The following is a 26,270-nucleotide window of genomic DNA, read 5'->3' on the forward strand; positions in this document are numbered from 1 at the left end:
AGAGAATCGGTGCCGTGATCGAAGCACGGCGGCTGCACATCCTCCGAGCGGTGGCGGACCACCGCACCGTGACGGCGGCTGCCGCCGCGCTGTACCTGACCCCGTCGGCGGTCTCCCAGCAGCTGACCGCCCTGGAACAGGAGACCGGGCACCGCCTGGTCGAGCGCGGCGCCAAGGGCGTACGGCTGACCCCGGCCGGCGAGATCCTGCTCAGCCACACCAACGCCGTCCTCGCCCAGCTCGAGCGGGCCGAGGCCGAGCTCGCCGCGTACGGCTCGGGCGAGGCCGGCACGGTCACGGTCGCCGCCTTCGCGACCGGCATCACCCTGGTCGTGGCCCCCGCGCTGGCCCGGCTCGCCGAGGCGGCACCCGGCATACGCATCCGCGTGCGGGACGCCGAGGGCGACGCCAGCCTGCCGATGGTCCTGGACCGGCAGGTCGACGTGGCCGTCGCCGTCGAGTACCGCGGGGCGCCGTCCGCCGGCGACCCGCGGCTGACCCACGTCCCGCTGTACGCGGAGCCCTTCGACGCCGTCGTCCCGGTCGCCCACCGGCTCGCCGACGCCGCGGAGGTGCCGCTCGCGGAGCTGGCCAAGGACCCGTGGATCGGCCCCTACCCCGGCAACCCCTGCCACGACGTGGTGGTCCTGGCCTGCGAGACCGCCGGTTTCCAGCCCCGCCTCGAGCACTCCTCGGACGACTTCCGCGCGGTGGTGTCCCTCGCCGCGGCCGACGCGGGCGTGGCACTCGTACCGCGCTCGGCGCTGCTCGGCATGGACCTGGCCGGAGTGGTGGTCCGCCCCGTCGACGGCGTCGCTCCCACCCGCCGGGTCTTCGCGGCCGTACGCCGGGGAGCCGAGGGGCATCCGCTGATCCGGCCGGTGCTGGACGCGCTCGAGGCGGTCGCCGAGCGGTAGGGGCGCCGCGGGCCGCACGCCGCACGCCGCGGGCCCGGCCGACGACGGGAACCGGCCGCCCGCCCCGCGCAGTCTGGGCTGTCATGCGCGTGACGATGATCCTCCCGGCCCTGACCGAGGCGACGAGCCCGCTGTTCCGGCCCATCAAGTACTCGCTGTTCCCGCCGCTCGGCCTCGCCACCCTCGCCGGCTACCTGGACCCCGACGACGAGGTCACCCTCCATGACGAGCACGTGGAACGCCTGGACCCGGCGGCCATGGCCACCCCCGACCTGCTGGTGATCCAGCCGTACATCACCTCGGCCCGGCGCAGCTACGAGATCGCCGACCACTTCCGGGCCCGCGGCGTCCACGTCGCCATGGGCGGCCTGCACGTCACCTCGCTGCCCGACGAGGCCGCGGCCCACGCCGACACGGTCTTCACCGGCCCCGGCGAGGACACCTGGCCGCTGTTCCTCAAGGACTTCCGCGACGGCGTGCCGGCCCGCCGCTACGACTCCACCCGGCGGACCCTCGCCGGACTGCCGCCGGTGCGCCGCGACCTGATCAAGCGTGACCTCTACCTCGTCCCCAACTCCCTCGTCGTCTCGCGCGGGTGCCCGCACCACTGCGACTTCTGCTACAAGGACGCCTTCTTCGAGGGCGGCAAGTCCTTCTACACGCAGGCCGTCGACGACGCCCTCGCCGAGATCGACCGCCTGCCCGGCCGCCACCTCTACTTCCTCGACGACCACCTCTTCGGCAACCCGCGCTTCGCCGAGGCACTCTTCGACGGCATGAAGGGCATGGGCCGGCTGTGGCAGGCGGCCGGCACGGTCAACTCCGTGCTGAAACCGGGTCTGCTGGAACGGGCGGCCGAGGCGGGCCTGCGCAGCCTCTTCGTCGGCTTCGAGACCGTCAACGACGCCAACCTCGCCGAACGCCGCAAGAACCAGAACATCGGCACGGACTACGGGGCGGCGGTACGGCGCCTGCACGACGCCGGGGTGATGGTCAACGCCAGCTTCGTCTTCGGGCTCGACCAGGACGGCCCGGACGTCTTCGACCGGACGGTGCGGTGGGCGGTCGAACAGGGCGTCGAGACGGCGACCTTCCACATCATGACGCCCTACCCGTCGACCGGACTGTGGCGGCAACTGGAGGCCGAGGGCCGCATCCTGCACCGCGAATGGGACCTGTACGACACCCGCCACGTCGTCCACCGGCCCCGGGGCATGACGGCCGGGCAGCTGGAGGACGGCTACTGGCGGGCCTACCGCGACTTCTACCGCTGGAGCAGCATCTGGCGGGGCTCGGCGGCCCAGCCCGGTGCGCACGAGCGGCTGCGGCACCTCGCGTACGCCGGGGGCTGGAAGAAGTTCGAGCCCGCCTGGGACCTGCTGATCCGGTCGAGACGGGTCGTGCGGGCCCTGCCGGTGCTGGAGCGCACGCTGAGCGCGTTCGGCGGGCGGTCCGGCGTCGCCGGCTGAGCCGTATCTCTGATCTGGGATAGCATCCCGGATATGAAACACACTGAGGCGCGCGGACCCGTCCCCGAGGCGGACCCGGTCGACGTCCGGCTCGGCTCACGCCTCGCCGAGCTGCGGGCCGAGCACGGCTGGTCGCTGGGCGAGCTGGCGGAGCGCAGCGGGGTGAGCCGGTCCACGCTGTCCCGGGCCGAGCGGGCGGAGATCAGCCCCACCGCCGCCGTCCTGAACCGCCTGTGCGCGGTGTACGGACGGACCATGTCCCGGCTGCTCAGCGAGGTCGAGGCGGAACCGGCCCTGCTGGTGCGGGCCGGCGAGCAGCCGCGGTGGGAGGACCGCGCCGCCGGGTTCGTGCGCAGGTCGGTGTCCCCGCCGCACGCGGGCCTGCGTGGCGAACTCGTCGAGGGACGGCTCACCGCCGGCGCCGACATCGCCTACGACCGGCCCCCCGTACCGGGCCTGGAACAGCACATCTGGGTCCTGGAAGGAGCGCTGGAGGTGACGGCGCAGGACGTCGCCCACGACCTCGGCACCGGCGACTGCCTGCGGCTGAGGGTGTGGGGGCCGACCCGGTTCCGGTGCGCCGGCCCGCGGGACGCGCGTTACGTGCTGGCGGTGGTGCTGCCGTGACCGTGACCCGTGTGGACGAGGGCCGTCTGACCGCGCTGCTGGGCGACCTGGCCGAGCTGCTGACCGACACCGTGGACGGTGGCGCGTCGGTCGGCTTCCTGGCGCCCCTCGCCCGCGACGAGGCCCTCGCCTGGTGGCGCGGGCGGGCCGCGGCCGTGGCCGCCTGCCGGCTGGCGGTGTGGGTGGCCCACCAGGGGGGCCGGGTGACCGGGACCGTGAGCCTCGCCCTGCCCGACAAGCCCAACAGCCGCCACCGCGCCGAGCTGGTGAAACTCATGGTGTCCCGCGAGGCCCGTGGTCAGGGCCTCGGGCGCCGGCTGCTGGCCACCGCCGAGGAGGCCGCCGCCCGGACCGGCATCACCCTGCTCCACCTGGACACCGAGACCGACAGCCCCGCCGAGCACCTCTACCGCTCCGCCGGGTGGACGCGGGCCGGGACGATCCCCGGCTACGCGGCGAGCCCGGACGGGGTGCTGCGGCCGACGACCCTCTACTTCAAGCAGGTCGGAGCCCTCGCGTCCGGCGGGTGATTCCCCGTTCGTTGTCAGTGGCGGCGGCTACGGTGCCTGACATGCCGGACGCCGAAGACGTACGCCGTATCGCCCTGTCCCTGCCGGACACCACGGAGAAGACCGCCTGGAGCATGCCCACCTTCCGGGTCGCGGGCAAGATGTTCGCCACGCTGCCCGAGGACGAGACCTCCATGGCGGTGCGCTGCCCCAAGGAGGAGCGCGACGAACTGGTGCTGGCCGAACCGGAGAAGTTCTGGATCGCCGGTCACGAGGCCCAGTTCGCCTGGGTGCGGGCCCGCCTCGCCGCCCTCGACGGGGAGGACGAGCTGCGCGACATCCTCGCCGACTCCTGGCGGCAGGCCGCCCCGTCCCGGCTGCTGGAGGCGCATCCCCGCCTGGGACTCCCGGCCGGGGGCTGAAAAGCCCTCGGGCGTTGTCGGTGGCCCGTGGCATGATCCCGGGGACAAGCGTGGCAGCCGGGGCCGGAGGGGGGCTCCGGCTGCCAGGAGCACGGTGGGGACCATGGGCCGGGGGACCGGCGCACGCCCGGCGGGCGGCACCGGGCCGGTGGGTCCGGCCGGGGAGCACAGGAGCCGGCGGTGACCGGCCGGGAGGGGAGCGCGCGGGATGGCCGGGACGTCGTCGGAGTCCATGCACGAGGGGCCGGCCCAGCGCACGGCCGAACGCCCCGTCTGGTCACGGGACTTCGCCCTGTTCTTCGTCGCCCGGGCCGTCGCCCGGCTCGGCGACACCATGCTGCCCGTCGCCCTTGCCGCCGGCCTGCTCCAGCACGGGTACGGGGCGGGCGCCGTCGGCCTCGCCATGGCCGCGACGGCCGCGGCCTTCGCCGGACTCGTCGTCTTCGGCGGGGTGCTCGCCGACCGGTTCAGCACCCGCAGACTCATGATCGGCGCCGACCTGGTGCGCCTGGTCACCCAGGCCGTCACCGCCGTCCTCTTCTTCTCCGGCCACGTGGTTCTCTGGCAGATCTGCGTGATCGGCTTCCTCAACGGCGTCGCGGGCGCCGTGTTCCAGCCCGGCGTCGCCAGCACCGTGCCCCGGCTCGCCTCCGACATCCAGGGCGCCAACGGCGCCATACGCGTCGCCGAGTCGGCGGCCCAGCTCGCCGGCCCCGCCGCGGCCGGACTCCTCGTCGGCTTCGCCTCGCCCGGCGGCGTCTTCGCCGCCCACGCCACCACCTACGCGGTCAGCGCCCTGTGCCTGCTGCTGCTCCGCCTGCCCCCGCTCCCGCCCCGGGGCCGGGCCTCGGACGCCCCCCGGAGCCGCGCCACCGAGGCCTTCCGCGCCGACCTCGTCGAGGGATGGCGCGAGTTCCGGTCGCGGACCTGGCTGTGGGGCGTCATCGCGGTCTGGGGCGTCTACATGATCGCCGTCTGGGGCCCGACCGTCCCCCTGGTGGCGACCGAGGTCGTGCAGCAGCACGGCCCGCGCGTCTACGGACTGGTCAACTCGGCCCTGGGCGCCGGCACGGTCGTCGGCGGTCTCCTCGCGCTGCGGCTGCGCCCGCGCCGCATGCTCCGCGCGGGCGCGATCGCCCTCTTCGGCTTCGCCGCCTTCCCGGCGAGCGTCGGCGCCGGGCTGGGCGTACCGGCCATGGCCGCCGGAGCCGCAGTCGCCGGCGCGGGCATGTCCTTCTGGGGCGTCATGTGGGCGACCAGCGTGCAGACCCAGGTCCCGCCCGACGTCCTCAACCGCATCCACGCCTACGACGTCGCGGGCTCCCTCGCCATGATGCCCGTCGGCCAGGCCCTCGCGGGCCCCGCCGCCTCCGCCCTCGGCGCGGACCACGTCCTGCTCACCGCCGGCGCGACGAGCTTCGTGGTCTGCACCGCCCTGCTCCTGATACCGGCGGTACGCGGCCTGGTGCGCGTCGACGCGAGCACGGCCGGTCCGGACCGGAGGACGCTGCCCGGACGGGCCCGCGCGGACCGGAGCTGACCTGCGGGTCCCCGCCCGGCCCGAAAAAGCGGTGCGCGACCACCGGTCCGAGTGCGGTATGGTTTTCCTGCGCGTTCGGCTAGGGGAAACCCCAGGTCACACGGGCAACGGGACGTGGCGCAGCTTGGTAGCGCACTTGACTGGGGGTCAAGGGGTCGCAGGTTCAAATCCTGTCGTCCCGACAGAGCGAAGGGTCTTCGCGGGCGAGAGCCCGCGGGACCCTTTTGTCGGTTCCGGGCACGGACGAGGGACCCGCAGGCCGATGCCCGCCGGTCCCTCCCGCGGGGCCGGACCCCGTCAGATCACGCAGCCCACATGCGCCAGCGCCTGCTTCAGCAGCACCGCGTGCCCGCCGGGCATCTCGCTCTGCACCGCCGCGGACAAGGCCTCCTGCGGACTGAACCAGACCAGGTCCAGGGCGTCCTGCCGGGGCCGGCAGTCACCGGTCACCGGCACGACGTAGGCGAGGGAGACCGCGTGCTGCCGTGGGTCGTGGTACGGGGTGACGCCGTGCGTCGGGAAGTACTCCGCCACCGTGAAGGGCTGGAGCGAGGACGGCACCCGGGGCAGCGCCACCGGGCCGAGGTCCTTCTCCAGATGGCGCAGCAGTGCGTCGCGGACCCGCTCGTGGTGCAGCACCCGGCCGGAGACCAGGGTCCGGCTGACCGTCCCGTCGGGCCCGATGCGCAGCAGCAGGCCCACGCTGGTGACTTCGCCGCTGTCGTCGACGCGCACGGGCACGGCCTCGACGTACAGGATCGGCATGCGTGCGCGCGCCATCTCGAGTTCGTCGGTCGTCAGCCAGCCCGGCGTGGTTTCGGTCATGTCAGACATCGCTTGATCATACTTTCAGCGTCTCGTGCTTCCTGGGCGCCGCTCCGGGACTGTGACCGTCCCCACGTCGCTCAGCCGTCGTCCGGAGGGGCGCCGGGCAGCCCGTACACCCGGCGCGCGTTGTCGCGTCCCGTCCACCGCGCGATGCGCAGCGCGTCCGGCAGGGCGAGTTCGTCCCCGTCCACCCGCTCCTGGAGCAACCCGGCGAGTCCGCGACGGAAGGCCAGCGCCCCGAGGTGGTGGAACTCGGCCACTCCGTAGGCGTCGGAGCTGTACAGCAGCTTGCGGAAGGGCGTGATCTCCAGCGCCTCCGCCAGGATCGCCCCCGCCCGGGCGGGGCCGACGTGGTGCAGGGTGAGGCCCACGTCGAGGTACACCCGCTCGAAGACCGCCGACAGGTAGGCCGCCTGCCGCTGGTAGGGCCAGCAGTGCAGCAGCAGGACCGGGACCGTCCCGGCGGTCAGGTGCAGCCAGTCGGTCAGGTGGGTGGGGTCGGCGCGGTGCATGCGGATGTCGCTGTCGCCGAACCCGGTGTGCAGTTGCAGCGGCCGCCCGAGCTCGACGGCGGTCCACAGCAGGTGCCGTACCAGTACCGGGTCGTCCAGCCGGCCGCCGCGCGCGAGCCAGGTCCGGGCGGCCCGCGTCACCTCCGCGGCCGACGGGCGGGCCGGATCGAGGTCGAAGCCGGTGCGGTAGGCGGCCACCGACTTCACGCCCACCACGCCCGGCCGCCGCACCGCCTCCCGGGCGGCCGAGCGGAACGCCTCCGCGTACGCGTCCGGCTCCACACCCCCGGCCGCCACCGCCTCCGCCACGCCCTCCAGCCGGACCACCTCGTACGCGACCGCGTCCGCCGCCCCGGCCAGGCCGTCCGGCGTGGTCACGGGGTGCGGGGCGTACCCGGTGTCCACGCAGAACACGCCGGTGCCCGCGGCGCGCAGGAACCGCCGGTTCACCTCGGCGGCGCCCAGCTCGGACCGCCGGGCCAGATAGGCGTCCGGCGACGCGTGGCGCGGCAGGTCCAGCAGGGGCGCGCAGTGCCGGCGGACGGCGAGACCGGCGGGGCTGTCGAAGGACGAGAAGCCGGGCCACGCCTCGCCCTCGGTGAGGAGCGACTCGAAGTCCGCACGGTCCAGATCGTCGGTGACGGCGCCGTGGCAGTGGTGATCGACCAGGTCGAGGGCGGCGAGGGTCTCGTGGACCGGGCCGGCCGCCACGTCAGTAGACCCAGCGGTAGGCCGCCGCCACCCGGTCGTCGTCCAGCCCGTCGACCGCCGCGACCTCGCCCCGCCGCACCGCGGTCACGGCGTCGGCCAGCACCGGCCCCAGCGCGTTCCGCAGCACGTCGTCCGCGCGGAACGCTTCGACCGACCCCGCGAGCGACACCGGCAGCCGGTGGACACCCCGGGCCGCGGCCTCGGCCGCGTCGAGCCGCGCCGGGTCACCGGTGATCTCCTCGGGCAGGGAGGCGGAGGACGCCATGCCGTGCAGTCCGGCGGCGATCACGGACGCCAGGGCGAGGTACGGATTGGCGGCCAGGTCGACCGGCTTGACCTCCAGGTTCGCCGCCTCGTCGCGCACTCCGGCCGTGCCGGTCACCACGCGCAGGGCCGCCTCGCGGGTCTCCCGGCCCCAGGCGGTGAACACCCCGGCCCACTGGGAGGGCCTGAGCCGCAGATGACTGGCCGGGCTGGGCGCGGTCACCGCGGTGAGCGCGGGGAGGCGGGCCAGCACCCCGGCGACCAGCGACTCGGCGTCGGCCGTCATGCCGTACCGGCGCTCCCCGCCCGCGTGCAGGTTCCTCCCGTCCCGCCAGGCCGAGAGGTGGAGGTGACCGCCGCTGCCGACGCCCCGCGCCGACACCGCGGGGGAGAAGGAGACCCGCATCCCGTGCCGCTGGGCCACCGCCCGGATCGTCTGGCGCACCAGGACACTGCGGTCGGCCGCCGCCACCGGGTCGAGCGCGCCCACCGAGACCTCGAACTGCCCTGCCGCGTACTCGGGATGGAACTGCTCGACGTCCACGTCCTGCTCCGCCAGGGCGGCCAGCAGCTCCGCGGCGCAGTCGCTCAGCCCGACCTGCCGGGCCGCACCGTACGCCGGCCCCGTCACGGCGGGCACGAACGCGTCGTCGGGCACGTCTCCCCGGCCGAGGACCCACTCGATCTCGACGGCGGCCCGGAAGGTGACCCCGTGCCGTTCGGCGGCCTCGGCCACCGTCCGGCGCAGCACGGTCCGCCCGCAGGCCGGATGCGGCTCGCCCTCCTGCGTGATCCGGTCCACCGGTGCCCACGCCCAGCCGGGCTGCGCGGCGAGGACGGTCAGCCGGCCGAGGTCGGGGTAGAGGCGCAGGTCGCCGTCCGGGGAGCCGAGGACGTCCGTGGAGACGATGGTGTCGTTGGCGAGGAAGGTGTCGAACACCGGTGACATCCCGACGCCCCAGGCCGCGGCCGAGGCGAGCTTCGCCGTGGGCACGGTCTTGACCCTGCCGATCCCCGCGGTGTCGACGTACGCCAGGACGACGCCGTGGACGCCCTGCCTGGTCAGCTCGCCGCTCAGGGAGGCGGCCCGCTCGACGTCACCGGGACGACCGCCGGGGACGGGGCCGTCGGGCGTGGTCATGCGTCCTCCCCGGCGGTCCTGTCGGGGCCGGGACACGGCGCGGACCGGGCGGTGCCCGCGTCCGCCGCGGCGGTGTCCCGCGTCGCGGATCCGCTCGCCGGGGTCCGGTTCTCGCTCACGTCTCGGCTCCTTCGCGTGTGCGCCGCCCGTCGCGGACCATTGTGCCGTCCGGTTGATCACCGTGTCCCGGGATCGGGCCAGGGCGCACGGCGACGCCCCGCGCCCGAGGACGCGGGGCGGGTGCTGCGCGGCGCGGTCAGTCGAGGTTGCCGGGCTGCGGGGAGGGGGTCTTGCCCGCCAGGACGGCCTGCAGCCGTTCGGTGCCCTGCTGCGTCGCCTGCTGCACGGAGTCGGTCTCGCCGCCGCTCAGGCCGCCGCCGGTGACCGCGACCGCGTTGATGCCGACGCGCACGGCGGCGACGTCCAGGCTGAGGGTCGCGGGGTTGCCGCCGGCGGTGCCCTGCACCGTCACGTGCACGCCCGCGCGGGCGTCGCCCACCTTCGGCACGGAGGCCTCGGTCACCTGGACCGTCCGCTTGTCGCCCGAGTCGTCGGTCGCCGTGAACCGGTCGCAGGTCTGCGGCAGCGAGGTCATCCACTTCAGGGAGGTGTCCAGCTGGGTGCGGTTGTAGGCGGCGACCTGCTCCAGCAGACGGGAGTCGCCCTGCTCGAAGCCGGTGAGCGCCGACGCCCCGGACGGCTTGCCCAGCAGATCGCCGGAGTAGAGCCGGTCGAGCAGCTGCTGGCATTCCGCGGCGTCGGCCTTAGCGGAGAGGAAGTCGGACACGTCGACCTTGCCGACGAGCATGCTGTCGTGCCACTTTTCGGCGTCCGGCACCTGGTTCCAGTCGTCCTCCACGTCCGCCTCGGTGATCAGCGCGGCCTTGGCGCCGGACTCGGTGAGAGCCGACGGCGAGGCCGTGGCGGAGCCGGTCGGGGAACCGCTGGGGGCCTTGCGCACCGCGTCACCCTCTGCGGCGGGCGAGGCGGCTCGGGCCGCTTCCTGGGCGGCGGCGCCCGGGTCGCCGCCGTCGTCCGAACAGGCCGCCGTGGTCAGCAGCGCGCCGGCCGCGAGCGCGGAGGCGAGAAGGCGGACGGGGTGGGACGGGCGACGGCTCATCGCGGATGCCTCCTGGAGGACGTGGCACGGTGTCCTCAGGGCATCACCGCGGCGGAGGGCCCACCAGTGCTCGAGGCCGTCCGGGTGACGCCGCGACCGCCGGCGCCCGAGCTCCGGCCGGTGCCCGGGAGCCGTGGACGTACGGCCTGTCGTCGGGGTGGCGGCGCGCGGCGCACCCGGTCAGCCGGCGCGGTCCAGGGTGTCCCGCACCGTGTCCTTGTCCAGGGCGGCACGCACCAGGGCGGCGGCCAGGACGGCGGGTTCTGTGCCGCCGCCGAGCTCGAGCAGCCGTTCGGCGTCCTCGGGCAGGCCGAGGTGCCGTGCTCCCTGCAGGGCCTTGCGGTCGAGGTAGGGGGCCGTCTCCGGCCAGACCCGCTGGGCCTCGCGCAGGAAGATGTCCGCACCGGCCGGTCCCACGCCCGGGAACTCCTGGAGCAGGCCGCGCAGTTGCGTCACCGCGCCGTCCGCCTCCGTCCGGAGCCGGCGCAGATCCCCGCCCCAGCGCTCGATCAGCAGCCGGGCCCCGTCGCCGAGTTGCGTCGCGGTGCGCTCGTCGTAGCGCCGGTAGCCGCCCCGGCCGAGGGCGTCCACCCGCTCCTGCCACGGGGCGCCGGCCATGCGGCGCGGGTCGCCGAGCCCGGCTTCGTCGAGGGCCCGGGCGGTCGCCACCGCGACCGAGCCCCGGATGCGGGCGCTGAGCAGGTGGGCGAGCACCAGCAGCCGGTACAGCGGCTGCGGGGTGTCCTTCAGCCGGATGCCGGCCTCCTCGGCGTACGTCTGCCCGTGCGCGCCGACGAGTTCCCGTACGACGCGCTCGTCGCGGCCCGCCACTACGGCTTCAGCGGGTCGTGGCCGATCGTCATCAGCCGGTGCCTGAGCCGGGTGTCGTCGGACCGGGGCTCGTTCTCCAGGTCCGCCTGCGAGGTCACGGTGTCCACGACCTTGCGCATCGCGTGCAGGTCGTCCTCGGTCAGGTCCGTGCGCCGCTTTTGCAGGATCGCGAGGACGTGCCGGCCCAGGGGCGGCCCGGCGTCGTCCGGCAGCGGCTCCGTCACCTCGCCGGAGTCCCGTACCCGGAGCCAGTCGGCGAGCTCGGCGGACGTCATGTTCACCACGCGGTGGAAGTCCTCCCACAGCGCGTCGAGTTCGGGGGCGTCGGCCATGGTGCTTCTCTTTCGTCGTGTCCTTCGTCGTGCGGATGCGCGTACGCCGGGCGTCAGGGCAGTCCCGCGGCGCTCCTGCCGCCGCGCACCGCCGGGGCTCGGGTGTCACGGAGCAGAGCGACGCGTTCCTCCTCGCAGGTGCCGCCCCACACGCCCGACGTCGGCCCCGTCTCCAGCGCCGACGCCAGGCACTGGGTGGTCACCGGGCACCGGGCGCAGACGCGCTTGGCGGCCGCGATGTCCCGCAGGGCCGGTCCGGTGGTGCCCACCGGGAAGAACAGTTCGGGGTCCTCATCCACGCAGGCGGCGTGGCGCGTCCACTCCATGGGGGCGCGGGTGCCCGTGGGGCACGGGGGCAAACGCCCCCGGCCGCTCAGCGGGCGAGCACGCCGTCCAGGAAGCGGGTGACGTCCGTGAACACCTCCGCCCGGTTCGTCTCGTTGAAGACCTCGTGCCGGGCGCCCGGGTAGATCCGCTCGGTGAGGTCGCCGCCGGCGAGCCGCTCGACGCCGACGCGGCTGCCGGGCAGCGGCACCAGCCGGTCGTCGTCGCCGTGCACCCACAGCAGCGGGAGCCGGCCGACGTCACCGCCCTTCGCGACGGTCTCCAGGGTCCGCACGAACGCCTCCAGCGTCGGCCGCTTCATCGGGCCGTGCCACACGAGCGGGTCCGCCGCGTACGCCGCGCCGACCGCCGGGTCCCGGGAGAGCGAGGACGGGCTGATCGGGGTGTCGGGGATCTCGTCCAGGGCGAGCAGGCGGCGCGGCAGCTCCCAGTCGCCGATGACCGGGCCGGACAGCACCAGCGCGGCGAGTTTGTCGGGGTGGCGCTGCGCGTGGCGGGAGGCGATCAGGCCGCCCATGGAGTGGCCGATCACCACGACCGGCAGGCCGGGATGCGCGGCCCGGGCGAGTTCCGCCACGGCGTCCACGTCGGCGACCACGTCCTCGAAGTCCTCGATCAGCACCCGCTCGCCGTCCGACGCGCCGTGCCCGAGGTGGTCGGGGGCGTAGACGGCGGCGCCGTGCGACGTCAGGACCCCGGCCACCTCCTCGTAGCGGCCCGAGTGCTCCCCGTAGCCGTGGATCAGCAGCACCGCGTACCGGGGGCGTCCGGCGGGCCACTCGCGGACGGCGATCCGCCCCCGGGTTCCGGACAGGACGTGCTCGCGGGCCTCGGCCATGTCTCCTCCAGCTGCGTCGGTGCCGGTCACCCGGAGGATCTTCCCAGGGGGACGGCCGGAGGTCTATAGTCCAAAACTAGCAGTGCTAATTACGGCTGCGGGAATCAAGGAAGCAGGCTCGCGGAGGCCGGCCCGGCGGCACGTCGCCCGGCGGCCGAGCGACGACGGTCAGGAGTCACCTCGTGCGTCCCGTCCACTTCGCGGCCGCCCGCCGCACCCCGATCGGCAAGCTGCGCGGCGCCCTGTCCGCCGTACGGCCCGACGACCTCGCCGCCACCGTGATCCGAGGTCTGGTCGCGGGCGTGCCCGCGCTCGACCCCGCCCGCATCGACGACGTGTACTGGGGCGCCGCCAACCAGGCCGGCGAGGACAACCGCAACGTCGCCCGCATGGCCGCGCTGCTCGCGGGCCTGCCCGAGACCGTGCCCGGCGCCACGGTGAACCGGCTCTGCGCCTCCGGCCTCGAAGCCGTCACCACCGCCGCCCGGACCATCGCCGCGGGCGAGGCCGACGTCGTGCTCGCGGGCGGCTCGGAGTCGATGAGCCGCGCGCCCTTCGTCCTGCCCCGCCCCGACGAGGCCCTGCCGCACCGCATCGAGACCGCCGACACCCGCCTCGGCTGGCGCCTGGTCAACCCGGCGATGAAGGACCTGCACGGACTGCTGGCCATGGGCGAGACGGCGGAGGAGGTCGCCGCGCGGTACGACGTGTCGCGCGAACGGCAGGACGAGTTCGCCCTGCGCAGCCACCGCCTGGCCGCCGAGGCCCGCAAGAACGGCCACTTCGACGCCGAACTGCTCCCCGTCGAGCGGCCCGACGGCGTGGTCGTCGACGCCGACGAGTGCGTCCGCGAGGACACCTCCGTCGAGAAGCTGACGCGCCTCAAGCCGGTCTTCCGCGCGGGCGGCACGGTCACCGCGGGCAACGCCTCCCCGATGAACGACGGCGCCGCGGGCCTCCTGCTGGTCAGCGAGGAGGCGCTGAACGACCTGGGCCTCGAGTCGCTGGGCCGCTACGTGGCCGGCGGTTCGGCGGGCGTCCACCCGGACGTCATGGGCATCGGCCCGGTCCCCGCCACCCGCAAGGTCCTCGCCCGCGCCGGCTGGAGCATCGACGACATCGCGGAGGCCGAGTTCAACGAGGCGTTCGCCGCCCAGGCCCTCGCCTGCGTCGACCAGCTCGGCATCGACCCCGACCTGGTCAACCCCACCGGCGGCGCCATCGCGCTGGGCCACCCGCTCGGCTGCTCCGGCGCCCGCATCCTGACCACCCTGCTCCACCGCATGCGGCGCACCGGCGCCGCCCGCGGACTCGCCACCATGTGCGTCGGCGTTGGGCAGGGCAGCGCGGTGCTGGTCGAACGGCCCTAGCCACCCCGCCACCCCTCTGCAGAGCCGCAGCAAGGAAACGGAGCAACACCCCATGGCAACCCTCTCCGTCGCCGCCATCCTCGCCGAGAACGCCCGGCGCCGTCCCGACAAGGAGGCGCTGGTCGAGGGCGACCTGCGCCTGACCTTCGCCGAGGTGTGGCGGCGGGCCCGCGCCCAGGCGGGGGCCCTGGTGGACCTGGGGGTGCGGCCGGGGGACAGGGTCGCCCTGATGGCACCGAACACCGCCGACTTCCCGCAGGCGTACTACGCGATCGCCGCGGCCGGCGCCGTCGTCGTCCCGGTGCACCTGCTGCTGTCCCCGCCGGAGGTGGGGCACGTCCTCACCGACAGCGGAGCGACCCTGCTGCTGGTGCATCCGGCGCAGGCGGAGACGGGAGCCGCCGCCGCGCGGGAGGCGGGGGTGCGGGTCGTCGTCCTGGGCGACGAACTGGGCAAGCTCGCCGCGGACGCCGAACCGCTGCCCTCGTACGTGACGCGGGACGCCGACGACCCGGCCGTCGTCTTCTACACGAGCGGCACCACCGGCGTGCCCAAGGGCGCGGTGCTCAGCCACTTCAACCTGGTGATGAACGCGACCGTCAACGCCTTCGACGCCAACGACATCCGCCCCGACGACATCGCGCTCGGCGCGCTGCCGCTGTTCCACGCCTTCGGCCAGACCGTCTCCCTCAACTCCACCTGGCGGGCGGGGGCCACCCTCGTGCTGCTGCCGCGCTTCGACGCGGCGCGCGCGATCGAGCTGATGGTGCGGGAGAAGGTCAACACCTTCCACGGCGTGCCCACCATGTTCGTCGCCCTCGCCGCCGCGGCCGCCGGGGCCGACGCCCTGCCCGGCCTGCGGGTGTGCGTCTCCGGCGGCGCCTCACTGCCCGTCGCCGTGCTGGAGCGCTTCGAGGAGGCCTTCGGCGCCAGAATCCACGAGGGGTACGGGCTGTCCGAGACCTCGCCCGCGGCGGCCGTCAACCAGCCCGTGTTCGGCACCAGGCCCGGCACCATCGGCCACCCGCTGTGGGGCGTGGACGTGGAGATCGCCCGCGCCGAGACCGAGGACCGCGTGGAACTGCTGCCGCCCGGCGAGCTGGGCGAGGTCGTCGTGCGCGGCCACAACGTCTTCTCCGGCTACCTCGGCCGCCCCGAGGCCACCGCCGAGGCGCTCGTCGACGGCTGGTTCCGCACCGGGGACCTCGGCACCAAGGACGACGAGGGCTTCCTGCGGATCGTCGACCGCAAGAAGGACGTCGTCATCCGCGGCGGCTACAACGTCTATCCGCGCGAGGTGGAGGAGGTGCTCATGCGCCACCCCGGCGTCGCCCAGGTCGCCGTCATCGGCCTGCCGGACGAGCTGCACGGCGAGGAGGTGTGCGCCGTGGTCGTCCCCGCCCCGGGCACGGCCGCCGACGGCGCCGCCATCACCGAGTGGTCGCGGCAGCACCTTGGCAGGTACAAGTACCCGCGCCGGGTCGAGTTCACGGACGAGCTGCCGCTGGGCCCGAGCATGAAGGTGCTGAAGCGCGAACTGCGGGCGCGGTACGCCGGCCGCACGTGACCGTCCGCCGAGACGGTCCTCCCGGGCACCGGCCGGGTGCGCATAGCATCGGTCTCCGCAATGGACACCATGACGCTCTGGCACCTCACCGGCTGGGAATTCGCCGCCCTCGCCTTCGCGGCCCTGCTCGTCGGCTTCTCCAAGACCGCCGTGAGCGGGGCCAACACGGTCAGTCTCGCGATCTTCGCCGCGGTCCTGCCGGCCCGGGCCTCCACCGGCGTCCTGCTGCCCGTCCTGATCGCCGGTGACGTCCTGGCCGTCCTCACCTACCGGCGGCACGCGCACTGGCCCACGCTGTGGCGGCTGTTCCCGGCGGTGGGGGTCGGCGTGGTCGTGGGCACCGTGTTCCTGGTGTGGGCCGACGACGCGGTCGTACGCACGTCGATCGGGGCGATCCTGCTGTTCATGGCCGGCGTGACCGTGTGGCGCCGCCGGCGGAGCGACGCGGCCGGACAGCCGGACGCGATCACCTCCCGGGCCGGCCGGATCAAGGCCCGTTCGTACGGCGTCCTCGGCGGCTTCACCACCATGGTCGCCAACGCGGGCGGCCCGGTGATGTCGCTGTACCTGCTCTCCGCGGGCTTCCGCAAGCTGGGCTTCCTGGGCACCTCGGCCTTCTTCTTCCTGATCGTCAACGTCTCCAAGCTGCCCTTCAGCGCCGGCCTGGGCCTGATCGACGGCCGCTCGCTGCTCCTCGACGCCGCGCTCGTGGTGTTCGTGGTGCCCGGTGCGTTCCTCGGGAAATGGGCCGTGAACAGGATCAACCAGCGTCTGTTCGAGCAACTGGTGATCGCGGCGACCGTCGTGGGCGGCCTGCAACTGCTCCTGCGCTGAGGTCCGTCGTCCGGATGAGGCCGGCCGGGAGGGACGGTGCGCCCCGGCCGGCCCGCGACGCCGGCATGATCCGGACGACGGCCCTCAGGCGGTGCCGGCGGCGGCCTCGTCGAGCGCGGCGAGGGCGGCGGCGGCCTCGACCTGGCGCGGGCTCCGGAGGGCGGCCAGGGCGTCGCGGGCGGTGCGGAGCGTCTCCCGGGCGTCGGGGTGCCCCATGGCGCCGAGCACCTGGCCCAGGTCCAGCCGGGCCTGCTCCGTCCAGGCCGCCATCTTCGCGGCGTCGAAGGCGGCGAGGGCCTGCCGCAGCGGAGTTTCGGCCTCGTCCCAGCGTTCCAGGGCCGCCAGATCGTTGCCGATCTGCTGCCGGGCCACCGCCTGGTACACCGCGATCACCTCCTGCGTGCGGCCCGGGACCCCCGCCCGGCAGAGCCGCTCGCTGCGGCGGTGGATCTCCAGGGCCTCCTCCACCTGGCCGGTGCTGCGCACGAGCACGCCGAGGGTGTTGAGGATCGACAGCTCGGCCAGCCTCCCCTGCGGGGACTCCTGCGAGGCAAGCCGGCGGGCGGCCTCGCGCAGCCGGCTCTGCGCTTCGTCCATGCGCCCCAGCCGGTGCAGCGCGCCCGCGCCGTAGCCCAGTGCCCACCCCTCCTGGAGCCCGTCCCCGCACTCGCGGGCCGCCGTGAGCGCGGCGTCCGCGCTCACCAGGGCGGCACGGGGGTCGTGCACGCAGAGGTTGTAGGCCCAGGCGAGGTAGTTGAGGTGGACGGCCTCCTCCCGCCTGCTGCCCAGCGCACGGGCGGAGCCGGAGGAGCGCTGGAACACCTCCACCCACTGCTCCCAGTGCTGGTTCAGGTCGGAGAACCAGTGCATCGCCTCCGCCGTGTCCAGGACCTGCCGGTGCCGGCCCGTGTCGTGGGCCCGGCGCAGTGCGGCGAGCCACTGGGCCCGCTCGGCCTCCAGCCAGGCCCGCGCCTCCTCCCGGCCGGTGGGCGCCGTCTCCGGGTCCGGGTCGCCCTGCGGCGCGGCCCGTTCGTGGTCGACGTCGAAGTGCAGCGCGGCGGCGGTGGCCCGGCGCAGCATCCAGGACGCGGTCCGGTCGAGGGCGGCGTCGCGGCCCTCGGGGCCGTCCTCGGCCTCGACCTGTTCGGCCGCGTAGAGCCTGAGCAGGTCGTGGAAGCGGTACCGCTCGGCGCCGGCGTCGCTCTGCAGCAGCCCGGCGTCGGTCAGTTCCTCGGCACAGGCGACCGCCTCGTCGTGGGAGAGCCCGGCCAGGAGCGCGGCGGTCTCGGGGCCGAAGTCCGCTCCGGCGGCGAGCGCGGCGCGGCGCAACACCGTCCGCGAGTCCGGCGGGAGCTGACGGTAGGACAGCGCGAACGCGGCCCGCACCTGAAGACTTCCGGCCTGGAGGCCGTCGAGGCGCCGGCCCTCGGCGGCTAGGCGGGCGACGAGCTTGCCGAGCCGTTCGTGCGGCCGGCTGAGGAGCCGTTGGCCGGCGATCCGGACGGCCAGCGGCAGGTGCCCGCACAGGTCGGCGAGGTCCCGTGCGGCCTGTGCCTCGGCCAGCACGCGGTCCGGGCCGATGATGCGGGTCAGCAGTTCCACCGCCTCCTCACGCCGCAGCAGTGCCAGGTCGGTGCGGTGCACGGACTCCAGACCCGCCAGGGCGTGGCGGCTGGTGACGATGGTCAGGGACGGACCGGTGCCGGGCAGCAGGGGGCCGACCTGGGACTCGTCGACGGCGTTGTCCAGCAGCAGGAGCATGCGCCGCCCGGCGGCCAGGGAACGCCACAGACCGGCACGGTCGTCGGTGCCGGCCGGTATCGCCGCGTCGGCGACCCCCATCGCACCGAGCAGCCGGGCCAGGGCGTCCCGGGGGGTGGCCGGCTCGGGGTCCATGCCGTGCAGGTCCAGCGCGATCTGCCCGTCCGGGAAGTGCGGGGCGAGGCGGTGCGCCGCGTGCACCGCGAACGCGGTCTTGCCCAGACCGGGCTGCCCGGCGACCACGGTGACCACCGGCCGGTCCGGACCGGTGTCCCGCGCCAGGTCCAGCAGCCGGGCGAGGGCCGGGCCGCGGGCGGTGAAGTCCTGGATGTCGCGCGGCAGGGCCAAGGTGCCGGGCCCGGCCGGGCCGGTGGCCGTCCGGGGGCGCGGACGGCCGAGGGCGGCGGACCGCTCCAGGCCCTTCGCCTCCTCGCCGCCGAGCCCCAGCGCTTCGGCCAGCGCCTGCACCGTACGGCGCTGAGGCCCCCGGGTGCGCCCGCGTTCCATGTCGGCCAAGGCCCTGACACTCACCCCCGCCGCGTGGGACAGTGCTTCCTGACTGAGCCCGGCGCGGTCCCGCAGGCGCCTCAACCGCTGCCCGAAGTCCCCTGCGGAAGACGTGCCGTCACGCACCGTCGTCGTCCCCGATCGTCCGGCCCGACCGGACGCGAGCCACCGGCAGAAGTATCACCGACAGGACTTCTGCCGGGAGAACCGCCTGGGCGCCGGAGACCGGAAATGATCGACTGAAGGCCGACGCGGAACGCCCCTCCCGGGCCTGCGCGATCCCGACGCCCGGCGGACGGATCCGCCGAGGGGACGGAGCAGGTGCGGGCCGGGAACGGCTCGGACCATCCGCCGTCGAACGACCGTGGCACACGTGCCGTAGCTCACCGAAACGGGGAACCCTTCAGATGAACACCACTCTGCGTCAGCGCTCCGCGCTGCTCGCCGCCGGCACCGCCCTCGTCCTGTCCCTCACCGCCTGCCAGGGCGACTCGGACACCAAGTCGTCCTCCGCGCCGACCACTTCCGCCACGGTGGCGTCGACCCCGGCGGCCGGCGAGGGCGCCGGCACGTCCGGCACGACGGCACCGGCCGGGTCCGCGCGCTCGGCGGGACCGAACGGTGCGGCGGACTCCGCCGACGCCTCCGCGGGGAAGAGCGGCGCGAACGGCGAGCAGGTGACCGCCTCCACCCCGGTCTGCACCGCCAGGGACGTCCGCGTCACCGCCGCCACGCAGGACGGCCCGCCCTACACCCACATCGTCCTCACGGCGCGGAACAGCTCCGGGCACTCCTGCCGTCTGGCGGGCTTCCCGCACGTCCAGTTGCTGGAGAGCCACAAGCAGGACGTCCCGGCCGTCGCCAAGAGCAAGCCGGCCACGCCTGTCGTGCTCGAGGCGGGAGCCCCGGCCTACGCCCTGGTGAGGGTGTCGGACGGCGGCGTCGACGAGGAGAACGAGCCCGTGTCGGCGTTCTCCGTCGTGCTGGAGGGCGACTCCACGGTCATCGCCGTCACCGCGCCCGGCAGCGAGGGCATCGCCGCCGACCCGGCGAAGGCGCTCACCGGCTACTGGACGCCCGAACTGCGCAACGGGGCGGACGACTTCTGAACTCCGCCGCAGAGCACGGCAGTCACCCGGGGTGACGCGCACGCACCGGCGCCCGGGTCGCGGGCCCGCGCCGGTGCGGCCGCGGGCTGCCACCGGATCCGGCGGCACGTCCGGGCCGGGCACCTCGTACCCTCGACGCCATGCCGGTCCCGCACGTCCTCGTCCTCGGCGGCACCACCGAGGCCCGCCGCCTCGCCGCCGCCCTCGCGGGCCTGCCCGGGGTGCGGGTGACGACCTCGCTGGCGGGGCGGGTGACCCGGCCGGGCGCGGTCGACGGCGAGGTGCGCGTCGGCGGGTTCGGCGGTGCGGACGGGCTCGCCGTGTGGCTGCGCGAACAGCGCGTGGACGCCCTCGTCGACGCGACCCACCCCTTCGCCGCGACCATCACGGCGAACGCGGCACGCGCCGCGGCGGCCTGCGGGACCCCTCTGGTGATCCTGCGCCGGCCGGGCTGGCACCCGGGCCCCGGTGACCGGTGGCACCAGGTCGCGTCCCTCCCGGAGGCCGCCGGTCTGCTGCCGAGGCTCGGCCGCCGCGTCCTGCTGACCACCGGCCGCCTCGGGCTGGGGGCCTTCGCCCACCTGACCGGCCTCCACTTCGTCGCCCGCTCGGTGGAGCCGCCCGAGCCCCCCTTCCCGCCGGACCTGCGGGTCCTGCTGGCCCGCGGCCCCTTCACGGTGGCCGACGAGACCGCCGTCCTCCGCGACCACCGCATCGACGTGGTGGTCACCAAGGACAGCGGGGGAGCGGCCACCGCGGCCAAACTGACGGCTGCCCGGGACCTCGCCCTGCCGGTGGTGGTCGTGCGCCGGCCGCCCCTGCCCGAAGGCGTGCCCGTGGTGCCCGACGTGCCCGGCGTCCTGGAACGGCTGGGCCTCGGATCGCCCTGACCGGGGCGCGCGCCGGGCGCCTCCAAGAGGCGGCAGACGGTGTCCGGCTCCCTGCCTACCGGTCGCCCGGGTTGCGCCGCAGCAGGTACGTGTCCATGATCCAGCCCTTGCGCTCCCGGGCCTCGGCGCGCAGCCGCTCGATCCGGGGCGCGGCCTCGGCGATCGGGCCGGAGACGAGGATTTCGTCCGGGGTGCCCAGGTAGGCGCCCCAGTAGATGTCGATGTCCTGGTCGGCGTACTGCCGGAAGGCCTGGTGGGCGTCCAGCATCACCACCACGTCGTCCACGCCCTCCGGGAAGCCCTCGGAGAGGCGCCGTCCGGTCGTGATCTGCACCGGGCGCGCCACCCGGTTCAGCCCGGTGCGGTGCCGGGCGACGAGTGAGGAGACGCTGCTGATGCCGGGCACGACGTCGTACGCGAACGCCACCGTTCCCCGGTCCAGGATCTCCTCCAGGATGCCCAGTGTGCTGTCGTACAGCGCCGGATCACCCCACACCAGGAACGCGCCGCTCTCGTCCTCGCCCAGCTCCTCGGCGATCAGCCGCTCGTAGATGCCGGCGCGGGCGCTGCGCCAGTCCCCGACGGCGGGGGAGTACGCCGTGCCGCCCGCGGTGCGGTCCCGCTCCGGATCGCGCGCCTCGACCACCCGGTACGTGCCTTCGGGTACGTGCGTCTCCAGCATGTCCCGGCGCAGCCGCACCAGGTCCGCCTTCGCCTCGCCCTTGTCCAGGACGAAGAACACGTCCGTGCTCCGCAGCGCCCGGACCGCCTGGAGGGTGAGCTGGTCGGGGTCGCCCGCGCCGATACCGATCACATGAATCTTCCGCACGCCCCGAGTCTGCCGTACGCCCCCGGCGGGGCCCCGGGCGGGCTGCCCCAGGCCCCGCGGAGGGGCTGCTCAGCCCCGCAGCCGCGGCGCCCGGGTCCCCGCGTCCACCGGCGCGCCGTCCTCCACGTCCCGCGCCAGCTCCCGGGCCCACCGGGCGACCGCGTCCGGATCCACCCCGTACGGCCGCCGCTGCCCGTGCTCCGACGCCGCCCACTCCGTCACGGCCCCGGCCCCTCGCCGCAGCAGCCTGGCCCCGCCGGTGGCGTTGCCGCGCGCCGCGTGCGTGAGTCCGACGGCCAGCTGGGCCAGGCCCCGCCACAGCTCCCGCTCCTCCTCGGGACCCGACTTCCAGGCGTCCTCGAAGACCTCGTGCGCGTGGAAGGGCTTGCCCTCGTCCAGCAGCCGCTGCGCCTCGGCCACCGTCTCGTCGGGGGCCCGTACGACCCCCTCGGGCTGGCGGGGGACGCCTTCCGCGCCGTACGGCAACGGGCGTCCGAGCCCGTCTCGCGGCCGGGCGTTGCGGGCCCGCCCCTCGTCGTCGCGGTCCCGCTCGTCCGCCGGGTGGTCCGAGGCTGTGCTGTCGGCAGGGCTGTCCATGGGGTTGATTGTCCCTCGGCCGTCCCCGCTTAGCCGTCACCCGGGGTGTGGGGTAAAGTGCTGTCCGCGTGATCGCGCGGTGCACCGCGCGTGAGCACATCGGGACGTGGCGCAGCTTGGTAGCGCACTTGACTGGGGGTCAAGGGGTCGCAGGTTCAAATCCTGTCGTCCCGACTCGTGAGAGTCGCAGGTCAGGGCCGGTTTCGGAGGATTCCGAAACCGGCCCTTGATCATTCCTGGGGATCAGGTACGGCTGCCACTGCTCCGGCACCGTGAAGCAGTCGGCCGGATCGAGGGCGTCGGGCGGGATCCGCCCTCAGTGGCTTCCTTCGAAGCTGCGGGCCTCGTCGTGCTCCGGTTCCGGTACCGGAGCCTTCCTCTCCACGGCGGGCAGGGCGATCAGCAGCACGGCCGCTCCGAGGAGTGCGATGACCGTGATCCAGCCCGCGCCGACGTGCATGGCACGGACGAACGCGTCATCGGCGGCCCGAGCAAGAGAGGGCTGGTCGAGAGCGGTGGCGACGTGGCGGGTCTGTTCGGCGGACACGCGCGCCTGATCCCGCACCGGGCCGGGCACACCCTCCAGTGAAGGTTCGATCGCACGTCGGTACACGATCGACATGATCGTGCCGCCCACCGCGATGCCGATCACGCTGCCGGTCTGCCGCACGGTGTTGGTGACGGCAGATCCCGCACCGGCCTGCTCCAACGGCAGGTTGCCGATCAACGCGGCCGTGACGGGGCCGATCACCATGCCGATCGAGAGGCCCTGCACCAGCAACAGGGCCTCGATCCAGCCGAGTGGAGTGTCCAGCCCGAGGAACCCGTACCCGCCCATGGTCAGCGCGGCCACGGTCAACGCCGGCACGGTGACAACGCGCAGCGACAGGCGGCGGACCAGGCGCGAGGCAAGGGGCGCGCCCGCGAGCGCGCCGACCGCGGTCGGAATGTTGGCCAGACCCGCCTTCATCGGCGAGAAGCCGAGCGCGCCCTGAAGGTAGAACGCGTTGTAGAAGGTGATGGCGGCCACCCCGAAGAGCAGCAGTCCGAGCGCCACGTTGCCACCACCGAACGTGCGCCGCGCGAGCAGCCGCGGATCGAAGCTGGGCACCCTGACGCGCAGTTCGAGGAGTACGAACACGGCCAGCAGGACCAGACCGGCAACGATCGGCGCCCAGACATCGGTACGACTCCACGCCGTCACCTGCCCCGCCCGGATCAGCCCGTAGGCCAACGCCACGAGCCCGCTGATCGACAGCAGCATCCCAGCGAGGTCCAGTGGCCGCGGAGTTGGGCTGCGGAAGTTCGGCACCAGCACGGCGAGTCCGACCAACGCCAGTGCCGCGACCGGGACGTTGATCAGGAAGACCGAGCCCCACCAGAAATGGTCGAGCAGGGACCCCGCCAGTACCGGGCCGGCAGCCATCCCGACACCGGCCGACGTCGAGAAGACGCCGATCGCGGCAGCCCGCGCGGGACCGGTGAAGGTCCACATGAGGATGGCCATCATGGCAGGCGTGATCAGCGCGCTGCCCACCCCCATCGCCGCTCGGGCGGCAATCAGCTGGCCGGCGTCGCTTGCGTAGGCCGCCCACAGCGAGGACCCGGCGAAGATCACCAAACCGCCGGAGAACACAGTCCGGTGACCGAACCGATCGCTCAATGCGCCTGCGGTGAACATCAATGTGGCGAAAGCCAGCGTGTACGAACCGGTCGCCCATTGCAGCTCACCGGGATCGGCTCCCAGTCCACGGTCCGGGTCCGCAAGGGTCTCCAGCGCAGTACTCAGGACGGTGTTGTCTATCCAGATCAGCAGCGAACACAGCATGAGAACAGCGAGGATCAACTGCTGCCTGGCCTTCGGCAACGCGGGAGGCACGGTCATGTACACCATCGCATATCGCTCGGCGGGAAACTGGACGACTGGACTTTAAGGAAACTCCACGACGCCGTCAAGCTTTTAATATATCGCCGAGGCTGTTGCGGCCGAACGGAATGTATGCCCCTTGCCGCATTTGCGGAATCAATAATTGTGTGCCCTGCCGCGATTTGTTTTTCGAAGAATCCCATGCCTTTGCGGGGTTGCGGCCGAGTCGAATTCATGCCCCCGCTCTTCGGTCACGTCGGTCAGGAATGCTCGGCGAGCTCCCCTCGCCGCCGGGCCCCGGCGGCGAGGAGCAGCTCCCCGGTCTCGGGATGCGGCCCCCTCGCCGCCCAGTCGAGCGGGGACCAGCCCGTGCCGTGGTCCTCTCGCAGGTTCGGATCGGCGCCGTGCTCCAGGAGCGCGCGTACCACCTCGACGTGACCCCAGCAGGCCGCCCCGCACAGCGGCGTGCCCTCCGACCCGATTCCGCTCTCCGTGTCGGGCGAGGCCCCGGCCGCCAGCAGGGCGCGGACGATGCCGGCGTCCCCGTCGACCGCCGCCTGGTACAGCGGCGTGGTGCCCGCGGAGTTGGCCGTCTCGGCGGGCGCGCCCGCGCGCAGCAGGGCCCGCACCCGCGTGAGGTCGCCGATCAGCGCGGCGTCGACGAGACGCCCGGACAGTTTCTTTCGCCGCCTTCGAGTCACGACGACCGAGCCTAGTGGGCGGACGTGAGCCGCCGCCGCGAACAGGGGGGCGCCCGCGGTCCTCTGCCTGCGGCAGAACATCGACCCGGCCGGCTCGACGGTGATTACAGTCCCGTCGCATGACAACGGTGACGACGCGCACGGTCCAGTACCCCGCCGACGGCCTGACGATGATCGGGCACCTCGCACTGCCGGCCGGCACCGGCCGCCGGCCCGCGGTGCTGCTCGGTCCGGAGGGCCCGGGGCTCAGCGACGTGGAACGCCACCGGGCCGACGCACTCGCCGAACTGGGCTACGTGGCACTGGCCTTCGACCTCCACGGCGGACGCCATCTGACCGACCCCGAGGAGATGCTGGCCCGCTGCATGCCGCTGCTCGCCGATCCCGACCGGATGCGGGACATCGGCCACGCGGCGCTCGACGTGGTGCGCGCCGAGCCGCGCACCGACCCCGACCGCGTCGCCGCCGTCGGCTACGGCACCGGGGGCATCATCGGGCTGGAACTCGGGCGCGACGGCGTCGACCTGCGGGCGATCGGGACGGTCAACGGACTGAACACCGGCCGACCGGGCGAGGCGGCGCGCATTCGCTGCCCGGTGTGGGCCGGCGTCGGGTCGGAGGACCCGATCATGCCGGTCGCGCAACGCGACGCGTTCACCGCCGAGATGCAGGCCGCGGGCGTCGACTGGCGCCTCGTGGTCTACGGCGGCGCCCAGCACGCCTTCCACTACCCGCCGGTCGACCAGACCTTGCTCCCGGGCGTCGGGCACCACCCACGGCACGCGCCGCGTGCCTGGCGCGACATCGTGGACCTGCTCGCCGAATGCGTGCCCGTGGCGGAGTGACGCGGTCGGTCAGGGAGTGGGCGAGGCCCTGGTCAGCGACATCCAGTCCCGGACCGTCCGCTGGTGCGAACCGCTCGCCGTGCTCGCGGCCACCGCCCGCGCGTCCTCGGCGGTGCACGGCGTTCCCGCGCGCGTGAGCAGGACGAGCGGCCACTCGGGGCCCGCTCCCGCCGGTTCTCCGTCGAAGGCGGTCCAGTCCCAGGGGCCGTCGAACCGCCACGCCCGGCCGGCGGCGTCCGCGACCTCGTCGCCCGGCCGGAGACACGCGTACGGCCGCAGCAACAGGTCGAAGGTGAAGGGGATCCCGTCGCCGGGGTGGAGGCAGTACCCCGTGCCGTCGAGGTGGCTGTCGTCCGGGAACTCGCGATAGGACAGGCCGCGGCGCAGCACGCTCACGGTCAGACGGGGGCGGGGCAGCCAGCCCGTCTCGAGCGGGGGATCGTGGTGGTCGACGGCCGTCACGTGCACCGTGGTCGGCGGTACTCCGACCCGGCAGACGTCGCCCGCCGTCAGCCGCTCGGGCGGCGGGTCGGTCCGGAACAGCTCCGCCCGCACCTCGGGCTCCGAGCGTTCGTCCCCCGCCACGCCAAGGGCGACGACGCCGTTCCAGTGGATGAAGTCGCTGCCGCTGTCGATGTCCCACCACGGCCATCGCACCGCGATGCGGCCCCACGTCACACCTCGCTCCACGCGAGCCGGTGTGAAGGGGCAGGCGACCGACAGCACGTCACCGGCCCGGAAGTCTCCCGTGTCCATCACCGGGCCAGGGTAGACGGCCGCCGCCCGGGCAGGCCGGAGCGCTTGGAGCGGACTGACGCGCCCAACCGAGGGTCCCGGGTGTGAGAGGACGCGATTGCGCATGTCACCGGATGGAGTAAATCTGCACTGGCGGATGTAGACATTGCCTTGGGTTGGCGCTAGTGTTCTGGGTGTAGCCAGAAGTCGAAGGACACGGCAGAGACGAACTGCCGTGCAAGCACCAGTACG

At 74.2% G+C, this 26,270-nt stretch carries 27 protein-coding genes and 2 tRNA genes; 14 read left to right on the forward strand and 15 right to left on the reverse strand.

Features of this window, described 5'->3' with window-relative positions; all coding sequences use genetic code 11:
* Positions 1–14: 14 nt before the first annotated feature.
* The 7 genes from ACFWJB_RS27080 (at position 15) to ACFWJB_RS27110 (ending at position 5,666) form a co-directional block, all read left to right on the forward strand.
* Positions 15–917 (forward strand): LysR substrate-binding domain-containing protein, encoded by a 903-nt coding sequence (locus tag ACFWJB_RS27080; RefSeq protein ID WP_385460147.1) that lies wholly within the window; start codon positions 15–17, stop codon positions 915–917.
* Positions 918–1,000: 83 nt separating this feature from the next.
* A complete protein-coding gene (locus tag ACFWJB_RS27085; protein ID WP_386925389.1) occupies positions 1,001–2,386 on the forward strand; it encodes a B12-binding domain-containing radical SAM protein in 1,386 nt (461 codons plus the stop codon).
* A gap of 33 nt (positions 2,387–2,419) precedes the next feature.
* Positions 2,420–3,013, forward strand: coding sequence for a helix-turn-helix domain-containing protein (locus tag ACFWJB_RS27090; RefSeq protein ID WP_386925391.1), 594 nt, complete (start codon positions 2,420–2,422; stop codon positions 3,011–3,013).
* On the forward strand, positions 3,010–3,543 hold the full coding sequence (locus ACFWJB_RS27095) for a GNAT family N-acetyltransferase (protein ID WP_386925393.1): 534 nt from the start codon (positions 3,010–3,012) through the stop codon (positions 3,541–3,543). The genes ACFWJB_RS27090 and ACFWJB_RS27095 overlap by 4 nt, the downstream gene beginning before the upstream one ends.
* 41 nt (positions 3,544–3,584) lie before the next feature.
* Complete coding sequence (locus tag ACFWJB_RS27100) at positions 3,585–3,944, forward strand: MmcQ/YjbR family DNA-binding protein (protein ID WP_385460156.1); 360 nt, start codon at positions 3,585–3,587, stop codon at positions 3,942–3,944.
* Between the two features lie 208 nt (positions 3,945–4,152).
* Positions 4,153–5,484, forward strand: coding sequence for an MFS transporter (locus ACFWJB_RS27105; protein WP_386925396.1), 1,332 nt, complete (start codon positions 4,153–4,155; stop codon positions 5,482–5,484).
* A 108-nt stretch (positions 5,485–5,592) separates the two neighbouring features.
* Positions 5,593–5,666: transfer RNA gene (locus ACFWJB_RS27110), tRNA-Pro, on the forward strand.
* 115 nt (positions 5,667–5,781) lie between these two features.
* Here the strand turns inward: ACFWJB_RS27110 and ACFWJB_RS27115 are convergent.
* From ACFWJB_RS27115 to ACFWJB_RS27155, 9 genes are all read right to left on the reverse strand, one after another.
* Positions 5,782–6,309 (reverse strand): NUDIX hydrolase family protein, encoded by a 528-nt coding sequence (locus tag ACFWJB_RS27115; RefSeq protein WP_385460226.1) that lies wholly within the window; start codon positions 6,307–6,309, stop codon positions 5,782–5,784.
* An 80-nt stretch (positions 6,310–6,389) separates the two neighbouring features.
* On the reverse strand, positions 6,390–7,535 hold the full coding sequence (locus ACFWJB_RS27120) for an amidohydrolase family protein (protein WP_386925398.1): 1,146 nt from the start codon (positions 7,533–7,535) through the stop codon (positions 6,390–6,392).
* A gap of 1 nt (position 7,536) precedes the next feature.
* Positions 7,537–8,940, reverse strand: a complete 1,404-nt coding sequence (locus ACFWJB_RS27125; protein WP_386925400.1) for a glutamine synthetase — start codon at positions 8,938–8,940, stop codon at positions 7,537–7,539.
* The gene (locus ACFWJB_RS27130; protein ID WP_386925402.1) at positions 8,937–9,059 is read right to left on the reverse strand and encodes a hypothetical protein; all 123 of its coding nucleotides are present in this window, start codon (positions 9,057–9,059) and stop codon (positions 8,937–8,939) included. Before ACFWJB_RS27130 ends, ACFWJB_RS27125 begins: the two co-directional genes overlap by 4 nt.
* A 137-nt stretch (positions 9,060–9,196) precedes the next feature.
* On the reverse strand, positions 9,197–10,060 hold the full coding sequence (locus ACFWJB_RS27135; protein ID WP_386925404.1) for a hypothetical protein: 864 nt from the start codon (positions 10,058–10,060) through the stop codon (positions 9,197–9,199).
* A gap of 180 nt (positions 10,061–10,240) precedes the next feature.
* The gene (locus ACFWJB_RS27140) at positions 10,241–10,891 is read right to left on the reverse strand and encodes an endonuclease (RefSeq protein ID WP_385460168.1); all 651 of its coding nucleotides are present in this window, start codon (positions 10,889–10,891) and stop codon (positions 10,241–10,243) included.
* Positions 10,891–11,223 carry a DUF3140 domain-containing protein gene (locus ACFWJB_RS27145; RefSeq protein WP_385460170.1) on the reverse strand — a complete coding sequence of 111 codons (333 nt, stop codon included), beginning with the start codon at positions 11,221–11,223 and terminating at the stop codon, positions 10,891–10,893. Before ACFWJB_RS27145 ends, ACFWJB_RS27140 begins: the two co-directional genes overlap by 1 nt.
* A 53-nt stretch (positions 11,224–11,276) precedes the next feature.
* Positions 11,277–11,549: a WhiB family transcriptional regulator gene (locus tag ACFWJB_RS27150; protein WP_386925407.1), complete on the reverse strand. Its 273-nt coding sequence runs from the start codon at positions 11,547–11,549 to the stop codon at positions 11,277–11,279.
* 47 nt (positions 11,550–11,596) lie between these two features.
* A complete protein-coding gene (locus ACFWJB_RS27155) occupies positions 11,597–12,406 on the reverse strand; it encodes an alpha/beta hydrolase (RefSeq protein WP_386925409.1) in 810 nt (269 codons plus the stop codon).
* A gap of 182 nt (positions 12,407–12,588) precedes the next feature.
* Here ACFWJB_RS27155 and ACFWJB_RS27160 point away from each other — a divergent pair, with 182 nt between their 5' ends.
* From ACFWJB_RS27160 to ACFWJB_RS27170, 3 genes are read left to right on the forward strand one after another with little or no spacing between them, the layout of a single operon-like run.
* Positions 12,589–13,776, forward strand: coding sequence for a thiolase family protein (locus tag ACFWJB_RS27160; RefSeq protein WP_386925411.1), 1,188 nt, complete (start codon positions 12,589–12,591; stop codon positions 13,774–13,776).
* Between the two features lie 52 nt (positions 13,777–13,828).
* Positions 13,829–15,343 (forward strand): long-chain fatty acid--CoA ligase, encoded by a 1,515-nt coding sequence (locus ACFWJB_RS27165; RefSeq protein WP_386925413.1) that lies wholly within the window; start codon positions 13,829–13,831, stop codon positions 15,341–15,343.
* Positions 15,344–15,403: 60 nt separating this feature from the next.
* The gene (locus tag ACFWJB_RS27170; RefSeq protein ID WP_385460180.1) at positions 15,404–16,177 is read left to right on the forward strand and encodes a sulfite exporter TauE/SafE family protein; all 774 of its coding nucleotides are present in this window, start codon (positions 15,404–15,406) and stop codon (positions 16,175–16,177) included.
* Positions 16,178–16,261: 84 nt separating this feature from the next.
* On the opposite strand, the gene ACFWJB_RS27175 is transcribed toward ACFWJB_RS27170, so the two are convergent.
* Positions 16,262–18,571 carry an ATP-binding protein gene (locus ACFWJB_RS27175; RefSeq protein WP_386925415.1) on the reverse strand — a complete coding sequence of 770 codons (2,310 nt, stop codon included), beginning with the start codon at positions 18,569–18,571 and terminating at the stop codon, positions 16,262–16,264.
* Positions 18,572–18,852: 281 nt separating this feature from the next.
* Here ACFWJB_RS27175 and ACFWJB_RS27180 point away from each other — a divergent pair, with 281 nt between their 5' ends.
* Entirely contained in the window at positions 18,853–19,554 is a 702-nt protein-coding gene (locus ACFWJB_RS27180; RefSeq protein ID WP_386925417.1) for a DUF4232 domain-containing protein, read from the forward strand.
* Positions 19,555–19,694: 140 nt separating this feature from the next.
* Entirely contained in the window at positions 19,695–20,444 is a 750-nt protein-coding gene (locus tag ACFWJB_RS27185) for a cobalt-precorrin-6A reductase (RefSeq protein WP_386925419.1), read from the forward strand.
* A 55-nt stretch (positions 20,445–20,499) separates the two neighbouring features.
* Here the strand turns inward: ACFWJB_RS27185 and cobF are convergent, their stop codons facing one another.
* Together cobF and ACFWJB_RS27195 are read right to left on the reverse strand one after the other, a co-directional pair.
* Positions 20,500–21,273, reverse strand: coding sequence for a precorrin-6A synthase (deacetylating) (cobF, locus tag ACFWJB_RS27190; RefSeq protein ID WP_386925421.1), 774 nt, complete (start codon positions 21,271–21,273; stop codon positions 20,500–20,502).
* 69 nt (positions 21,274–21,342) lie between these two features.
* A complete protein-coding gene (locus ACFWJB_RS27195; RefSeq protein ID WP_386925423.1) occupies positions 21,343–21,870 on the reverse strand; it encodes a DUF309 domain-containing protein in 528 nt (175 codons plus the stop codon).
* Positions 21,871–21,970: 100 nt separating this feature from the next.
* Here ACFWJB_RS27195 and ACFWJB_RS27200 point away from each other — a divergent pair.
* Positions 21,971–22,044, forward strand: a tRNA-Pro gene (locus tag ACFWJB_RS27200).
* Positions 22,045–22,186: 142 nt separating this feature from the next.
* Here the strand turns inward: ACFWJB_RS27200 and ACFWJB_RS27205 are convergent.
* On the reverse strand, positions 22,187–23,755 hold the full coding sequence (locus ACFWJB_RS27205) for an MFS transporter (RefSeq protein ID WP_386925425.1): 1,569 nt from the start codon (positions 23,753–23,755) through the stop codon (positions 22,187–22,189).
* Between the two features lie 242 nt (positions 23,756–23,997).
* The gene (locus tag ACFWJB_RS27210; protein WP_386925427.1) at positions 23,998–24,438 is read right to left on the reverse strand and encodes an ankyrin repeat domain-containing protein; all 441 of its coding nucleotides are present in this window, start codon (positions 24,436–24,438) and stop codon (positions 23,998–24,000) included.
* 119 nt (positions 24,439–24,557) lie between these two features.
* Between ACFWJB_RS27210 and ACFWJB_RS27215 the strand changes: the two genes are divergently transcribed.
* The gene (locus ACFWJB_RS27215; protein WP_386925429.1) at positions 24,558–25,283 is read left to right on the forward strand and encodes a dienelactone hydrolase family protein; all 726 of its coding nucleotides are present in this window, start codon (positions 24,558–24,560) and stop codon (positions 25,281–25,283) included.
* A 9-nt stretch (positions 25,284–25,292) separates the two neighbouring features.
* On the opposite strand, the gene ACFWJB_RS27220 is transcribed toward ACFWJB_RS27215, so the two are convergent.
* Positions 25,293–26,039: a hypothetical protein gene (locus ACFWJB_RS27220; protein WP_386925462.1), complete on the reverse strand. Its 747-nt coding sequence runs from the start codon at positions 26,037–26,039 to the stop codon at positions 25,293–25,295.
* Positions 26,040–26,270 lie beyond the last annotated feature (231 nt).

The organism is Streptomyces sp. NPDC127100, from assembly GCF_042724095.1.
GTDB lineage: Bacteria > Actinomycetota > Actinomycetes > Streptomycetales > Streptomycetaceae > Streptomyces.

Excerpts from the sequence above, each read along its gene's own strand:
- ACFWJB_RS27180 (WP_386925417.1), top strand. The coding sequence starts at position 18,853 with ATGAACACCACTCTGCGTCAGCGCTCCGCGCTGCTCGCCGCCGGCACC.
- ACFWJB_RS27090 (WP_386925391.1), top strand. The coding sequence starts at position 2,420 with ATGAAACACACTGAGGCGCGCGGACCCGTCCCCGAGGCGGACCCGGTC.
- ACFWJB_RS27145 (WP_385460170.1), bottom strand. The coding sequence starts at position 11,223 with ATGGCCGACGCCCCCGAACTCGACGCGCTGTGGGAGGACTTCCACCGC.
- ACFWJB_RS27220 (WP_386925462.1), bottom strand. The coding sequence starts at position 26,039 with ATGGACACGGGAGACTTCCGGGCCGGTGACGTGCTGTCGGTCGCCTGC.
- ACFWJB_RS27105 (WP_386925396.1), top strand. The coding sequence starts at position 4,153 with ATGGCCGGGACGTCGTCGGAGTCCATGCACGAGGGGCCGGCCCAGCGC.
- ACFWJB_RS27185 (WP_386925419.1), top strand. The coding sequence starts at position 19,695 with ATGCCGGTCCCGCACGTCCTCGTCCTCGGCGGCACCACCGAGGCCCGC.
- ACFWJB_RS27215 (WP_386925429.1), top strand. The coding sequence starts at position 24,558 with ATGACAACGGTGACGACGCGCACGGTCCAGTACCCCGCCGACGGCCTG.
- ACFWJB_RS27135 (WP_386925404.1), bottom strand. The coding sequence starts at position 10,060 with ATGAGCCGTCGCCCGTCCCACCCCGTCCGCCTTCTCGCCTCCGCGCTC.
- ACFWJB_RS27125 (WP_386925400.1), bottom strand. The coding sequence starts at position 8,940 with ATGACCACGCCCGACGGCCCCGTCCCCGGCGGTCGTCCCGGTGACGTC.
- ACFWJB_RS27170 (WP_385460180.1), top strand. The coding sequence starts at position 15,404 with ATGGACACCATGACGCTCTGGCACCTCACCGGCTGGGAATTCGCCGCC.
- ACFWJB_RS27115 (WP_385460226.1), bottom strand. The coding sequence starts at position 6,309 with ATGACCGAAACCACGCCGGGCTGGCTGACGACCGACGAACTCGAGATG.
- ACFWJB_RS27195 (WP_386925423.1), bottom strand. The coding sequence starts at position 21,870 with ATGGACAGCCCTGCCGACAGCACAGCCTCGGACCACCCGGCGGACGAG.
- ACFWJB_RS27100 (WP_385460156.1), top strand. The coding sequence starts at position 3,585 with ATGCCGGACGCCGAAGACGTACGCCGTATCGCCCTGTCCCTGCCGGAC.
- ACFWJB_RS27150 (WP_386925407.1), bottom strand. The coding sequence starts at position 11,549 with ATGGAGTGGACGCGCCACGCCGCCTGCGTGGATGAGGACCCCGAACTG.
- ACFWJB_RS27155 (WP_386925409.1), bottom strand. The coding sequence starts at position 12,406 with ATGGCCGAGGCCCGCGAGCACGTCCTGTCCGGAACCCGGGGGCGGATC.
- ACFWJB_RS27205 (WP_386925425.1), bottom strand. The coding sequence starts at position 23,755 with ATGACCGTGCCTCCCGCGTTGCCGAAGGCCAGGCAGCAGTTGATCCTC.
- ACFWJB_RS27085 (WP_386925389.1), top strand. The coding sequence starts at position 1,001 with ATGCGCGTGACGATGATCCTCCCGGCCCTGACCGAGGCGACGAGCCCG.
- ACFWJB_RS27165 (WP_386925413.1), top strand. The coding sequence starts at position 13,829 with ATGGCAACCCTCTCCGTCGCCGCCATCCTCGCCGAGAACGCCCGGCGC.